Below are 13,685 nucleotides of genomic sequence, written 5' to 3'. Positions count from 1 at the left end.
ATCAGGAAGGGCATTGTTAGATGGATTTTGATTTCGCATTAGTACTGGTTGCGTTAACTTTCATCTCCGGCATCGTTTGGTTCTACGACCGAATCTCTTTGAAACCACAAAGAGATGAAAAGCTGAGAGCTGCTTCTGCCCAGACGGAAGGACCGCTTCCTGATGAAGCCATTGAACAGATTAATCGTGTATCGGGTTGGGTCGATACGGGTCGATCAATGTTTCCAGTGCTTTTCATCGTTTTGGTATTAAGGTCATTCCTAGTAGAGCCTTTTCAGATTCCATCTGGCTCAATGTTACCGACGTTGAAAATTGGCGACTTTATCTTGGTAAATAAATTTCACTATGGGCTTCGTTTACCTGTTTTGAATACTAAGTTTATTGAGATTAATGATCCTGAGCGTGGTGATGTGGTTGTATTTAAATTCCCTGAAAAACCATCTATTAACTATATTAAGAGAGTAGTGGGGCTTCCGGGCGATGTAATTCGTTACCAGAATAAGAAGTTGTTTATAAACGGAAAAGAGCAATCCCAACAGTTGTTGGCTCAATTACCGCCACAAAATCCACAGCGCTTGTTGATTAATGAAAATTTAGATGGTGTTGAACATCAAATGTATAGAGATGTTCGCAGACCAGCTCAGAATATGGAGTGGACTGTACCTGAAGGTCATTACTTTATGGTTGGAGATAATCGCGATAATAGTAATGATAGTCGCAGGTGGGGCTTTGTATCTGAAGATCTTCTAGTAGGTAAGGCATTTGCAGTTTGGATGCATTGGCCTACCTTTTTAAGTGTACCGTCATTTGGCGATGTTCGTGTGATTGAGTAATGGAGGCTCATATGAGATCTAGTCTTAAGCAACAAGCAGGTGCGTCAATTTTTTCTATTTTGTTAGCGCTTATTGTTGCAGGTTTTTTGTTTTCTATCGCATTTAAATTATTCCCTGCATATATAGATAACAGAACTTTAAATTCAGTGCTTGCTGATGCAATGAATGACTCAGATGAAGTGGAAAAGGGACCTAAGGGCATTAGAATTGCAATTTTAAAAAAACTGGTAATTAATCAAATTAAGCTACCAGAAAAAGATGCTTTAACTATTGTTGAGGAAGACGGAATTATTACCGCTACGCTTGATTACGAGGTACGTGTTCCAATGTTTGGGAACGTTGATGCGGTTGTTTTTTTCACTAACGAATATGAAGCAGAAGCCCCTTGATTAAACCTGTATCCGATTTGGTCCGTCGTATAGGGCACCAATTTGCCGATGAATCTTTGTTTGAGTTGGCACTAACGCATCGTAGTTGCGGTAAGAAGAATAATGAACGTCTAGAGTTTCTAGGTGATTCTATTTTGAACTTTGTTATCGCTGATGATCTGTTTGCACGATTCCCTCAAGCTAAAGAAGGTGAATTAAGCCGTTTACGTGCGCGTATGGTTAAAGGAGTTACCTTGTCTGAAGTAGCTCGTGAATTGGGTTTAGGCGATTACCTGCGTTTAGGTAGCGGTGAGCTTAAGAGTGGCGGTTTTCGTAGAGATTCAATCCTAGCTGATGCTGTAGAAGCTATTATCGGTGCCATCTATCTAGATTCCGATATGGAAACAGCCCGTGGATTTATTCTTTCTTGGTTTAAAGCGCGTTTAGAGAAATTAGACCTAAATGAGACTCTTAAAGACTCTAAAACACGCTTGCAGGAGTTTCTACAATCGCGTCGTTTAGCTTTGCCAACTTATGAATTAATCAATGTAGAGGGCGAAGCTCATGATCAAACCTTTTATATCGATTGTACAGTGGCAGGTTTAGCTAAGCCTGCAAAAGGTATTGGTAGTAGTCGCCGACAGGCTGAACAAGAAGCAGCAAAACATGCGCTGATAGAGTTGCAGGTGGAGAAATAGTTATGGCTGAAGATTTAATGCACCTGCTGGAGCCTCGTAATCCAGATCAAAAATGTGGCTTCGTAGCGATTGTTGGTCGCCCTAATGTTGGTAAATCGACATTGATGAACCACATCTTAGGACAGAAATTGAGTATTACTTCGCGTAAGCCTCAGACAACTCGTCATCAGATTATGGGTATCAAAACTGAAGATGATCTACAGATTGTTTATGTGGATACCCCAGGTTTACATAAAGATGACGGGAAAAAAGCTTTAAACCGTTATATGAACAAAGCTGCATCAGACGCATTGCGTGATGTTGATGTTGTTGTTTTTATTGTTGACCGAACTGCTTGGACTGAAGAAGACCAGATGGTACTGGACAAGGTCAAGCATGCTCGTTGTCCGGTTATCTTAGCTGTAAACAAAGTTGATCAACTGAAAGACAAAACGGCTTTATTACCTCAGATGCAGACACATTCTGAGCGTATGGACTTTGCTGAAATGATTCCGCTTTCAGCTAAAGATGGCCATAACGTAGAGCAGCTTGAAGAGTTAATCGCCAAGCATATTCCTGAGGGTATGCATCACTTTCCTGAAGATCAGCTAACAGATAAAAGCTCACGCTTCATGGCTGCGGAAATGGTTCGTGAAAAGCTGATGCGTAACTTAGGGGATGAGATCCCTTACGGTACTACTGTAGAGATTGAAGAGTTTAAATACGCAAAAAATGGTGTTCTCCATGTGAGTGCGCTAATCCTAGTAGAGCGTGATGGTCAGAAGCGAATTGTTATTGGGGATAAAGGTTCTCGAATCAAAACAATTGGCCGTGATGCTCGCATGGATATGGAGCGTATGTTTGATGCTAAAGTAATGCTTAACCTATGGGTTAAAGTTCGTCGTGGTTGGGCGGATGATGAAAGGGCATTACGTAGTTTGGGTTATGACAATACCTAAAAAGCATGAGTCATTCTGATCCGCAGGCGGCTTATGTCCTCCATAACCGCCCTTATCGCGATACCAGTCTTATCGTTGATTTCTTCACTCTAGAACATGGTAAAGTTTCCGCTGTTGTTCAGGGCGCACGCAGACCCAAATCAAAATTACGTGCATCAGTACAACCTTTTGTACCTATTCAGGTTACATGGCGTGGACGTAACGATCTCAAAACATTAACTCAAGCCGAGCCTGTTGCTGCTATGTTGTTCCTGAATGGCGATGCGCTGCTTTGTGGACTTTATGTAAATGAATTGTTAGAACGTTTGCTCCAGCCATTTGATAGTCACCCGAAACTCTATGTTTATTATCAGTATGTTTTAAATGAGTTAGTATCTGGTGAAGATATAGAGGGGGCGCTACGCACCTTTGAGCATCGTTTACTTGATGATCTTGGTGTATTGCCAGAGCTGGAACAAGAATCTGCTGATTCAGTATATTGTTTTAACCCTGAACATGGCTTTGTTCCTGTTGGCGCAGTAACAGATAAAAATAAGGCGTCTTGTTTTTATGGTTGGCAGTTGTCTGCGATTGCTGTTGATGATTATTCAGATATTCAAGTTCGCAGAGCTGCTAAGCGCTTGATGCGAAATTTAATTGATCGTGCTTTGGGGCAAAAGCCCTTGCGTAGCCGAGAGCTATTTCAAAAAATGTGAGGAAAGTGGTGTGATTGAACCATCCCGTTTGTTATTAGGGGTCAATATTGACCATGTCGCTACGATTCGCCAAGCGCGTGGTACACGCTACCCGGATACTGTTCAGGCTGCTGCGCTAGCGGAAGAGGCTGGTGCCGATGGTATTACAATTCATCTGCGAGAAGATCGTCGCCATATCCAAGATCGTGATGTTTATCTTTTGAAAGAGACATTACAGACACGTATGAACTTCGAGATGGCTGTGACTGAAGAGATGATTGCCATTGCTGAAGATGTAAAGCCTGCTCATTGCTGTTTAGTTCCAGAGAAGCGTGAAGAGTTGACGACCGAAGGTGGTTTGGATGTCGCTGGTCAAGAAGAGCGGGTGAAAGAAGCTTGTGATCGATTAGCTGCGGCAGGTATCGAGGTGTCTCTATTTATTGATCCGGAGCCAGCACAGATTGATGCAACTATTCGTTGTGGTGCTCCAGTGATTGAATTGCATACAGGTGCCTACGCAGAAGCTAAATCTTCTGCAGAACAGGCAGATGAGCTGAAACGTATCCGTGAAGCAGCTACCTATGCTTACCAAGAAGGCCTGATTGTAAACGCCGGCCATGGTTTGCATTATCATAATGTTGAGCAGATCGCTGAAATTCCTGAGATGAATGAGCTTAATATTGGCCACGGGATTATTGCGCGTGCCTTATTTGTTGGTTTAAAAGAAGCGGTATCTGAAATTAAGCAACAGATGCTTCAGGCCCAAGCTCGAATTCAGCCGCAAAGAGATGCATTAAAGCGATGATTCGAGGTATCGGGACCGATATTTTTCAGATCAGCCGCATGGAGCAGGCGTTGGACAGAACGCCTGCCTTGCCGCAACGTATCTTATCTACTTCCGAATATGAACAGTTCCTCAAAGTATCCAATCCACCTCTGTTTCTAGCTAAACGTTTTTGTGCCAAAGAAGCGGTATCTAAAGCTTTAGGCACAGGTATTGGGCGAGGCGTTAGTTGGAAGCATATTGAGATTACGAAAGATAAGAATGGTCGACCCGAAGTGAGTCTATCTGGAGGTGCTGCAGAGCGCGCTGAAAAGCTTGAAGTTGCATGTATGCATCTAAGTTACAGTGACGAGAAAGATTACATTGTTGCGTTTGTTATTGCTGAGGGATGAAGAGTTCTATGACTAGGATTTGTGTCGTTACAGGTGGTTCTGTTGGTATAGGACGAGCTGTCGTTGAGCGTTTATTAGATGACGGTTACAAGGTTTATAACTTAGACCTGAGTGAATCTGAGGTCGGCGAATTTATTCAATGTGACATGACTGATTCAACTCAGGTTACACAAGCTATTGATTATGTCATCAAGGAATCTGGCAGGATTGATGGTGTTGTATCCAATGCCGGAATTCATTTCTCCGCAACTATAGAAGACACTTTAGAAGCGGACTTTGATCGAGTGATGGCGATTAATGTAAAGGGGGCCTATTTCCTTTTACAATCTGTACTACCTCACATGCGACTGCAAGGCTCGGGCTCAATTGTTTTGTTAGGCTCGGATCAGTCTGTTATTGCTAAAAGAAACTCTTTTGCTTACAACATGAGTAAAGCGGCGCTTGCTTCAATGGCTAAGACCACAGCATTAGATTACGCTTCTTTTGGAATTCGAGCTAATGCTGTTTGCCCCGGAACCATAGAAACACCACTTTACCACAATGCAATTGACCGCTATTGTGAGAGCAGCGGAAGTGAAAAAAGTGTTGTACATCAAGAAGAAGCAGCTTTGCAGCCATTAGGGCGTATAGGCCAGCCAGAGGAGGTTGCTGCACTTGTTGCATTATTGATTGGTGATGATGCTCGTTTTATTACCGGTAGTTTGCAGTTAATTGATGGTGGTTATACAGCCCAGTAATTGAGCTGTAAAAGTGAAACTTGCGATCTAAAGGCGGTATATGAGTAGAGTGATAGACTCGCATCTGCACCTGTTTAATCTTGAAAAAGGGGATTATCACTGGCTGCAAGAAGGGCACACGCCTGAATGGTCTGATAAAAATAAGATTAGGCGGGGTTATAGCGAAGGTGATTTAAGCCAATCAGGCTCAGCAGATATTGTAGGTTTTGTACATATCGAAGCGGGTTTTGATAATTCCCATCCGTGGCGTGAATTGGAGTGGCTTGAAAGTCATTGTGAGTTACCTTTTCGTTCAATAGCTTATCTTGATCTAACTTCCGATAGCTTTGATGAGCATCTGGAAAAACTACAAGAATTTAAGTCATTAGTTGGTGTGAGATACATCTTAGATAATGCCGCTCAGGAAGTGTTGTCCAATCCAAATGTCTTTAAACGTCTTGCGGTACTATCTGATAACCAGCTAATTTTCGAAGCTCAGCTGTCTTTATCTGATCCAGGTGCGTCTTGTGCACTTGCGGATGTAATGCAACAGTTGCCAAATTTTAAGGTCGTGATTAACCATTGCGGGTCACCTGTACAGCTGAATGAACAGTGGATGCACTCGATTACTCGGCTAGCACATCATCCAGAATGTTCTATTAAATGCTCTGGTTGGGAGATGTTTAATCGTGATTGGAGTTCGGAGCAGGCCAAACCTATTATAAGTTTTGCCGTTAGGCAATTTGGGCTTACTCGGGTGATGTTGGCGAGTAACTTCCCTGTTTCTGAATTGGCTTGTAGTTATGAAGATTTATGGCAGAGGTATCTCAAAGAGATGAAGTGGAAGGGCTTTGAGAAAGAGATGCTGATATTTGAAAACGCTAAGCGAATATACCAGTTAGATATCGATTAGCGTGATTAGAAAATAAAAAGGGCGCCTGATAGCGCCCTTTTTATATGAAGTAGAAAATTACTTAACTTCAATACGTGGTGAACGCATTACTACCTCATCGTTCAATTCGATACCAATTCCAGGCTCTTCAGAAACTTGGAAGAAGCCGTCTACTGGTTGAGGGTCTTGAATACAAAGCTCACGGTTCCATTGCTTAATCGCATAGGTGTGATGTTCATGGATTAAGAAGTTTGGAATCGCTGTTTCAAGATGCAAAGAGGCCGCTGTTGCTACTGGGCCACCACAAACGTGGGCTTGAATTCGAACGTCGTATACGTCTGCGTAATCACAAACCTTTTTCGTTTCTGTAAATCCACCACATAAACCGATATCTGGTTGTAGTACATCTAGACTTTGATCTTCAAGATACGGACGAACACCCCAGCGGTTATACAAACGTTCGCCACCGGCAATTGGAACATTTACTTTGTCGGCTACGCGTTTATGCAGCTCCGAGTTTAAGTAGTTCACTGGCTCTTCAAAGTACATGCAGCGTGCTTCTTCGACCAACTCACCCAATTGAATCGCGGTTGAAGCGCCTGGCAAACTGTGACATTCAAAAATGATATCACCGTCATCACCCATGGTTTCACGGATAGCCATTAAGCGGTCGCGGAACATCTTCATCTCTTTGTTAGTAAAGAGCTTAGTACGATCGAAGAAGGTTTCACCCTTTTCGTTATACATGATCGGATCGACTTTTACAGCGTCATAACCTTCTGCCAGCGCTTTTTCAGTCGCTTTTGCATAATCTTCAGGATCTGTTAGGGCTTTAAATTCTGAATCCCAATCAAATTGAAGCTGGCTGGCATAAGTGCGTAGTTTATCGTTAACTTTACCGCCAAGCAGTTGGTAAACAGGAAGACCTAGAGCCTTACCTTTAATGTCCCATAACGCAGTATCGATCGCACTCATTGCAGCATAGATAATAGGGCCGCCACCTAGACCCCAAAAACTACCACGTAACATTAGGTTCCAAAGGTCTTCAGTTTGGAATGGGTCACGACCCAGCAGCATCTCTTCTGCAAACTCTTTAATCATGTTTGCAGCAGCACTATGACCTAGGTCGTAAGCTAAGCCCGCTTCACCTACGCCGCTGATGCCTTCATCTGTGTGTACGCGAACAAATACCGGATTCCAAACAGGACGATCCGGACAATGAATATCAAAAATTTCTACGCGATTTATTTTCATGAATCAGCCTTATTATTCGGTAATTTTCAGGTTATTGTGCAAAGCTCGGATCAAGTCGGTAGGCTTTACGAAGCATTGCTGGCCATGACTTCTGTCCACCGGTAGTTCCTGAATGAACGACATTTGCCTGTTTAGATATGCCATCAACGATTTCTGGAGCCACTTCTATAGCATCTTGACCTGTTGATTGAATTAATAATTGAATTTCACAAGCACGTTGTAGGTCATACATGCGCATAAATGCATCACCTACTGTCGGACCAACAGTGAGAGCGCCATGGTTAGGAAGTAAAAGGTGGTTGTTATTACCTAAATCTTCTTTTAAACGCGCCTTCTCATCCTGATTAACAGCTAGGCCTTCATACTGGTGATAGCCTAACGAAGCCAATTGGAAACAAGAATATTGGCTAAGGGGTAATAATCCACATTCTAAGGACGCTACAGCAATAGATTCCTTGGTATGTAAGTGAAGCACGCAGTGCGCATCTCGTCTTACAGAGTGGACGGCACTATGGATAGTAAAACCAGCAGGGTTAATGTTGAAAGGGGTATCGTCGAGAATATTACCTTCAAGATCAACCTTAACTAAGTTTGATGCAGTGACTTCGTCAAATGTAAGACCGAAAGCATTTACCAGATAGTGATCTGTTCCAGGTACTTTTGCTGAAATATGGGTATAGATTAGATCTCCCCATCCTAAATCTTCCACTAGCCTGTAGCAGGCAGCTAGATCTACCCGTACCTGCCATTCCTCTGGGGATACTTTGTTTTTGAGATCGAGTTGTGGGAGTTCCAGCATATTAAATCCTCTGGCTTAAATAAGATGTGCCTTTGAAGAGCAGTAGTTATGAGGGAATTATACAGGGAGCTACGAAAGAAAGAACATGATGAAAAATTTAATGAACGGGGAGATAGGGAATAAGAATCATTTGCATTTGGTTGCGTCTTAATTAATAATGATTCCCATTACTAATAAAGAGAGTGGTTATGAATAGCCCTGCGAACAAATCTATATTGGAATTTCCTGTAATTGCGCTTGTTGGTGCTGTAGTGCTAGGTTTTATGTTTCTTCCATTTGTTGGTTAATTTTTTCTTTAGTTAAATGATCAGATTCATGTTTGGTTGTTCTGAGTAAGCTAAAGACTTTAATCTAGATAGATGTGCTTCCTAGTAGAGCAGACTGTCATTAGAGTTGCAGAGCTCATCGGCTCTTTTGTATTACCTTATCAGTTTGTTTACGACTTCAATTCAATACGAGCTCTGTACAGGTATCGTTGGTCACTACATAACTTCTTCTCTCCAAGATTATTCAGTTACTCAATCTATTCCGTATTCTTTTTAATACCCTCTGTCATAAATCTTACCTATCCAAGCTATAGAGAGAAGTAAATGGAGCTTGTTGAATGCTTGATGAATACTGTTTCTATATTGGTTGAGTTTGTGAGGAATAAACATGAAAACAGAGCGTTTAGAATTTAAGGGCCACGATGGATCAGTGCTAGCGGCTCGCTTGGATCTACCCGTTGGCAAACCTGCTGCTTATGCATTGTTTGCGCACTGTTTTACCTGTTCCAAAGATATACTTGCCGCTAGGCGAATAGCTCAACGTCTAGCATCTTTAGGGATCGCTGTGCTTCGTTTTGATTTTACCGGTTTGGGGCATTCGGGTGGGGAATTTGCAAATACGGGGTTTAGTTCTAACGTAGCCGATCTGGCATTAGCGGCTGATTACTTACGAGAAAACTATCAGGCACCGCAATTGTTGATAGGTCACTCTCTGGGTGGTGCTGCAGTTTTGGCTGCGGCAGATAGAATAGGAGAGGCGAAAGCTGTAGTTACGATTGGTGCTCCAGCTGAACCTGGACATGTTATTCATAATTTTGGTGATCATGTAAATACAATCTGTAACCAAGGTTCGGCAGAAGTGGAGCTGGGTGGTAGGGCATTTACCATTCGCCGTGAGTTTATTGAAGATATTTCAGATGTATCTTTAGAGACTAAGGTTAAGCATCTGAAAAAAACGCTACTGGTCCTGCATGCCCCATTGGATGAAACCGTGAGTTTGGATAATGCCGCGCGTTTATTTCAAATGGCTAAACATCCAAAGAGTTTTATTACGCTGGATAATGCTGATCATCTGCTTACGCGTGTTGAGGATGCAGAGTATACCGCTGAAGTGATTTCAACTTGGGTGCAGCGTTATATAGACGTTGAACTGTTACCAAAACAGATGAATGCCCCTGAAGGTGTTGTTCGGGTAAATGAAGCTGATCCGGAGAGTTTTACTCAGGATATCAGCGCAGCAGGTCACCATATAATTGCAGATGAGCCTGTGAGTTACGGTGGCAATTATCTAGAATCCACACCTTACCAATTAGTTGCTGCTGGTTTAGGGGCTTGTACCTCAATGACGATTCGTATGTATGCGCGTCATAAAAAGTTGCCTCTGGAGCATGTGCAGGTAGATGTGACTCATGACAAAATCCATGCAGAGGATTGTTCTAGATGTGAACAATCTGGAGGTAAAGTAGATCAGTTTGTGAGGCGTATAACGCTGACCGGTGACTTATCTGAGGAGGAGCGACAACGTTTACTTGATATTGCCGACCGATGCCCCGTTCATAAAACCTTGGAAGGTGAGATCAATATTAAGACCGCGTTATCTTAGCTGAATTAGTCTCGACCTAATCTGACATATCTTCTTGAGAAAGAGAGAGTTACCCGTTTTGATAAAGGTGCTGAAATCTTAAATCAAAACAAAGGTAACTCTCATGTTGCATACTAGCAATCCCATCATTAAACACAAAGCAGGCTTACTCAACCTTGCGGAAGAACTTGGAAACGTCTCAAAAGCCTGCAAAGTAATGGGTGTCTCCCGTGATACGTTTTATCGCTATCAGGAACTTGTTGAGGAAGGCGGTGTTGATTCACTGATCAACCGATCTCGCAGAACGCCCAATGTCAAAAACCGTGTAGATGAGCAGATTGAGAACGCTGTCATTGAACACGCGATAGCTTTCCCCGCTCATGGCCAAGCCCGAACCAGTAACGAACTGCGTAAAGCTGGCGTGTTTGTATCGGGCAGTGGTGTTCGTTCCATCTGGCTACGTCATAACTTAGAAAACTTTAAAAAGCGCCTTTCGGCTCTGGAAGCAAAGGTTGCGAGTGAAGGTATCATTCTGACGGATGACCAAGTGGCTGCGCTTGAGAAGAAGAAACAAGATGACGAAGCCTGCGGTGAAATAGAAACGCATCATCCTGGCTATCTGGGTTCTCAGGACACGTTCTACGTGGGTAATCTAAAAGGGGTTGGCAGGATATATCAGCAAACCTTTGTTGATACGTACAGCAAGGTAGCGTTCGCTAAGCTCTACACGACGAAAACCCCAATTACCTCAGCCGATGTATTGAATGATCGTGTATTACCATTCTTTGAGGCTCAGGAGCTGCCTATGCTGCGTATCCTGACTGATCGAGGCACGGAATACTGTGGCAAGGTTGAGCAGCACGATTACCAGCTATATCTCGCCATCAACGATATTGATCACACGAAAACCAAAGCGAGACACCCACAGACTAACGGTATCTGTGAGCGCTTCCATAAAACGATATTGAACGAGTTTTATCAGGTTACGTTCCGTAAAAAGCTCTATGCTTCACTGGAAGAACTGCAAAAAGATCTGGACGAATGGCTGGATTATTACAACAATGAACGAACTCATCAGGGGAAAATGTGCTGTGGCAGAACGCCACTGGAAACATTGCTTGATGGAAAACAGATTTGGGCTGAAAAGAATTTAGCCCAAATCTAATCTGACAGTAGCACTGGAAAGAACGGGTAACTGTCAGATCAGGTCTGAGCTAGTACATCTTAGCCATTCAAATGGCTAGCTAAGTAAATAAAGGTTTTACAGCATATCGCTGTAAAACCTTTCATATAGATCTACCTATTCGTAAATAATCTCATCGAATACTTGGCGGATTGGTTGAACACCCGCCCACACATCCAATTCCATATCTTCAGGTTCATCCACAGGTGCTCCGGTTCTAACTTTCGCTGAAACCTGTTCGATTTTAAACTCCAAAACCGCAGTCGCTTTGAGTTCTACATCATTCGCGGGTCTCGCTTCTTGTGACCTTCCGGTTTTAACCTTTTCTAACATCAAGTCCAACTGTCGGCGTTTTTCCTGTTCTTCTTCGATCAGTTTGGCTTTGCCATACATGATCACACTGCGAAAGTTGACTGAATGGTGGAAAGCAGACCGCGCAAATACTAAACCATCCAGCAGGGTAATCCCTATTGCGGCTTCCTCTTCGGCGAGTAATGCTTGGAATAACCCATTTTTACTTGAACCGTGGATATAGAGGTAATCGCCTTCACGCCAATGCAGTGTTGGTTGAATCATAGTTTGATCGCGCCAATTACATGAAACATGGCAGACAAGTGCTTCATCCATGATCTGATAAATTGTTTCTTGATCATAGGTCGTTTTTTTCAACCCACGTTTAACCTGTGTTTTTGGCGTAGGGGTAAAATTACTCATCTGCTTGTCCTCCTCATATTGGTGGGTTAATTGGTGTATATGGAGGAAGAGTAATGGTTATAATTGGGCTAAGTAAGATCCAATTTCTGTATATCTAATAGGCCCAATTTTGTTGAGTACTCAGCTTCTAAATATTCTTAATGACTCTGAAAGCATTGATGAGGGGGCGCGCTACCAGGTTATTTTTAAACGACTTCAGTTAGCTATTTTACAGGGGACGCTGGTGGGCGGCACTCGTTTACCAGCGACCCGAGAGTTATCGAGTGCGCTAGGTGTTGCCAGAAATACAGTTAAAACTGCATATGAAATGTTGGTCGCTGAGGGCTATGTAGAAACGGTGATGGGTTCAGGGAGTTATGTAGCTCATCTACCTGAGTCAGTGTTACGGAATAAGCCTTCGAAGACCAAACAAAATCCTGGTTTATCTGTCTCTGACTATGCAAAACAGTTCTTAGGTTTTATGCCTTTAAATCCCGATACGCGTAAATTGTTACAACCGGGAATACCTGCCATCGATCAGTTTCCGATAGAGCAATGGAAACGCTGTTTAGCGAGAGCGGCATCGTTTAAGTCATTAGACTCAGCGCCTCCCGCAGGTGATTTAAGATTGCGGGAGCAGATATCAAGATATTTATTGCGGCATAGAGGGATCGAGGCCAAACCGGATCAAATTTTGGTGACCTCAGGTTCCCAGCAAGCAATTTATATGGTTGCTCAGTTATTAACTAATTCTGGTGATCAGGTGGTGGTCGAAACCCCAGGGTTTCCTGGTATATCAGGCGCTTTCAAAGCTGCTGGCTGCAAGATTAATACGGTACAGTTTCCTCTAATTGATGCTCTAAATCACAAGGCTGGGTTATTGAGTTTAACGCCTTCCCGTAACTTTCCTTTGGGGCATACGATATCGCTTGCTGAAAGGTTAGAGGTTATTCGATGGGCTGAAACGGAAGGTGCTTGGATTCTAGAGGATGATTACGATTCAGAATTTTCCATTAGTTATCCGGTCTCTTCACTGTTTGCAATCAGCGATTATCAACGGGTGATCTATACGGGGACTTTTAGTCGATCAATGTTTCCTGCGATACGTTTAGGTTATGTGGTACTGCCTGAACTTTTAGTGCCTTTATTTAATCGAGCACGGCGCTATATGGATGGTGGATTATCCGGCGTTACTCAAGTCGCGATGGCTGAGTTTATGGAGCAAGGGTATTTTGCGCGGCATATCAAAAAGATGAGTGGTTTGTATCAGAAGCGGCTTAGCATTCTGTCTCAAGAGGTCAAAGCTAGCTGTTTATCTGGCTTGCCTATTTGGGGTGCTGAAGGAGGAATGCATCTGGTACTGGGTTTGCCTGATGATATAGAAGACAAGCGACTGGTTGAACAGTTAAAACAAGATAGTCTGGGCGTAAGAGCATTATCGGGTTATACCCAAGAGGGGCCAAAACTAAATGGTTTGGTGATTGGATACTGTGCTGAGTCGGAAGAGCAGATTAGACGAGGTATTCAGTTAATCGGTAAACATTACAAAAATGTTCGGAGCCACTCTAAGTTAGGTTAAAATGAGCAGCTTATAACTTGTGAGTGCTTTGTTG

Annotated in this window: 15 protein-coding genes; 12 read left to right on the top strand and 3 right to left on the bottom strand. The window is 42.9% G+C overall.

Going from position 1 to position 13,685, the window contains the following annotated elements:
* The first annotated feature begins 20 nt into the window (after positions 1-20).
* Genes lepB through ACMXYO_RS13035 form a run of 9 tightly spaced genes read left to right on the top strand, consistent with a single transcriptional unit; the run spans position 21 to position 6,316 of the window.
* Positions 21-833: a signal peptidase I gene (gene lepB / locus ACMXYO_RS13075; RefSeq protein WP_415885537.1), complete on the top strand. Its 813-nt coding sequence runs from the start codon at positions 21-23 to the stop codon at positions 831-833.
* 11 nt (positions 834-844) lie between these two features.
* On the top strand, positions 845-1,222 hold the full coding sequence (locus tag ACMXYO_RS13070) for a DUF4845 domain-containing protein (protein WP_415885536.1): 378 nt from the start codon (positions 845-847) through the stop codon (positions 1,220-1,222).
* Entirely contained in the window at positions 1,219-1,899 is a 681-nt protein-coding gene (gene rnc, locus ACMXYO_RS13065) for a ribonuclease III (RefSeq protein ID WP_415885535.1), read from the top strand. The genes ACMXYO_RS13070 and rnc overlap by 4 nt, the downstream gene beginning before the upstream one ends.
* Positions 1,900-1,901: 2 nt before the next feature.
* Positions 1,902-2,837 (top strand): GTPase Era, encoded by a 936-nt coding sequence (gene era / locus ACMXYO_RS13060; protein ID WP_415882154.1) that lies wholly within the window; start codon positions 1,902-1,904, stop codon positions 2,835-2,837.
* Positions 2,838-2,842: 5 nt separating this feature from the next.
* Positions 2,843-3,532, top strand: coding sequence for a DNA repair protein RecO (recO, locus tag ACMXYO_RS13055; RefSeq protein WP_415885534.1), 690 nt, complete (start codon positions 2,843-2,845; stop codon positions 3,530-3,532).
* 13 nt (positions 3,533-3,545) lie between these two features.
* Positions 3,546-4,316, top strand: a complete 771-nt coding sequence (gene pdxJ / locus ACMXYO_RS13050) for a pyridoxine 5'-phosphate synthase (RefSeq protein ID WP_415888102.1) — start codon at positions 3,546-3,548, stop codon at positions 4,314-4,316.
* Entirely contained in the window at positions 4,313-4,687 is a 375-nt protein-coding gene (acpS, locus tag ACMXYO_RS13045; protein ID WP_415885533.1) for a holo-ACP synthase, read from the top strand. The genes pdxJ and acpS overlap by 4 nt, the downstream gene beginning before the upstream one ends.
* A gap of 8 nt (positions 4,688-4,695) precedes the next feature.
* Positions 4,696-5,424, top strand: coding sequence for an SDR family NAD(P)-dependent oxidoreductase (locus ACMXYO_RS13040; protein ID WP_415885532.1), 729 nt, complete (start codon positions 4,696-4,698; stop codon positions 5,422-5,424).
* Between the two features lie 40 nt (positions 5,425-5,464).
* Positions 5,465-6,316, top strand: coding sequence for an amidohydrolase family protein (locus ACMXYO_RS13035; RefSeq protein WP_415885531.1), 852 nt, complete (start codon positions 5,465-5,467; stop codon positions 6,314-6,316).
* A 57-nt stretch (positions 6,317-6,373) separates the two neighbouring features.
* Here the strand turns inward: ACMXYO_RS13035 and ACMXYO_RS13030 are convergent, their stop codons facing one another.
* Together ACMXYO_RS13030 and ACMXYO_RS13025 are read right to left on the bottom strand one after the other, a co-directional pair.
* On the bottom strand, positions 6,374-7,549 hold the full coding sequence (locus tag ACMXYO_RS13030; RefSeq protein ID WP_415885530.1) for a mandelate racemase/muconate lactonizing enzyme family protein: 1,176 nt from the start codon (positions 7,547-7,549) through the stop codon (positions 6,374-6,376).
* A 31-nt stretch (positions 7,550-7,580) separates the two neighbouring features.
* A complete protein-coding gene (locus ACMXYO_RS13025; protein ID WP_415885529.1) occupies positions 7,581-8,348 on the bottom strand; it encodes a class II aldolase/adducin family protein in 768 nt (255 codons plus the stop codon).
* Positions 8,349-9,002: 654 nt separating this feature from the next.
* Here ACMXYO_RS13025 and ACMXYO_RS13020 point away from each other — a divergent pair.
* Positions 9,003-10,217 carry an alpha/beta fold hydrolase gene (locus tag ACMXYO_RS13020; protein WP_415885528.1) on the top strand — a complete coding sequence of 405 codons (1,215 nt, stop codon included), beginning with the start codon at positions 9,003-9,005 and terminating at the stop codon, positions 10,215-10,217.
* Positions 10,218-10,320: 103 nt separating this feature from the next.
* The gene (locus ACMXYO_RS13015; RefSeq protein WP_415884719.1) at positions 10,321-11,361 is read left to right on the top strand and encodes an IS481 family transposase; all 1,041 of its coding nucleotides are present in this window, start codon (positions 10,321-10,323) and stop codon (positions 11,359-11,361) included.
* Between the two features lie 135 nt (positions 11,362-11,496).
* Here the strand turns inward: ACMXYO_RS13015 and ACMXYO_RS13010 are convergent, their stop codons facing one another.
* Positions 11,497-12,093, bottom strand: a complete 597-nt coding sequence (locus ACMXYO_RS13010) for a pyridoxamine 5'-phosphate oxidase family protein (protein WP_415885527.1) — start codon at positions 12,091-12,093, stop codon at positions 11,497-11,499.
* 112 nt (positions 12,094-12,205) lie between these two features.
* Between ACMXYO_RS13010 and ACMXYO_RS13005 the strand changes: the two genes are divergently transcribed.
* Entirely contained in the window at positions 12,206-13,651 is a 1,446-nt protein-coding gene (locus tag ACMXYO_RS13005) for a PLP-dependent aminotransferase family protein (protein WP_415885526.1), read from the top strand.
* Positions 13,652-13,685 lie beyond the last annotated feature (34 nt).

Origin of the sequence: Neptuniibacter sp. QD37_6 (assembly GCF_047778085.1) — a bacterium.
Lineage (GTDB): Bacteria > Pseudomonadota > Gammaproteobacteria > Pseudomonadales > Balneatricaceae > Neptuniibacter.
Note: the sequence above shows the minus strand (reverse complement) of the source record. Positions and strands in the feature narration are given on the sequence as shown.

What these genes read in the sequence shown, in the direction of transcription:
- ACMXYO_RS13070 (WP_415885536.1), top strand. Translation starts at nt 845, where the DNA reads ATGAGATCTAGTCTTAAGCAACAAGCAGGTGCGTCAATTTTTTCTATT.
- ACMXYO_RS13035 (WP_415885531.1), top strand. Translation starts at nt 5,465, where the DNA reads ATGAGTAGAGTGATAGACTCGCATCTGCACCTGTTTAATCTTGAAAAA.
- ACMXYO_RS13030 (WP_415885530.1), bottom strand. Translation starts at nt 7,549, where the DNA reads ATGAAAATAAATCGCGTAGAAATTTTTGATATTCATTGTCCGGATCGT.
- ACMXYO_RS13020 (WP_415885528.1), top strand. Translation starts at nt 9,003, where the DNA reads ATGAAAACAGAGCGTTTAGAATTTAAGGGCCACGATGGATCAGTGCTA.
- ACMXYO_RS13025 (WP_415885529.1), bottom strand. Translation starts at nt 8,348, where the DNA reads ATGCTGGAACTCCCACAACTCGATCTCAAAAACAAAGTATCCCCAGAG.
- ACMXYO_RS13015 (WP_415884719.1), top strand. Translation starts at nt 10,321, where the DNA reads ATGTTGCATACTAGCAATCCCATCATTAAACACAAAGCAGGCTTACTC.
- ACMXYO_RS13010 (WP_415885527.1), bottom strand. Translation starts at nt 12,093, where the DNA reads ATGAGTAATTTTACCCCTACGCCAAAAACACAGGTTAAACGTGGGTTG.
- acpS (WP_415885533.1), top strand. Translation starts at nt 4,313, where the DNA reads ATGATTCGAGGTATCGGGACCGATATTTTTCAGATCAGCCGCATGGAG.
- ACMXYO_RS13040 (WP_415885532.1), top strand. Translation starts at nt 4,696, where the DNA reads ATGACTAGGATTTGTGTCGTTACAGGTGGTTCTGTTGGTATAGGACGA.
- recO (WP_415885534.1), top strand. Translation starts at nt 2,843, where the DNA reads ATGAGTCATTCTGATCCGCAGGCGGCTTATGTCCTCCATAACCGCCCT.
- lepB (WP_415885537.1), top strand. Translation starts at nt 21, where the DNA reads ATGGATTTTGATTTCGCATTAGTACTGGTTGCGTTAACTTTCATCTCC.
- era (WP_415882154.1), top strand. Translation starts at nt 1,902, where the DNA reads ATGGCTGAAGATTTAATGCACCTGCTGGAGCCTCGTAATCCAGATCAA.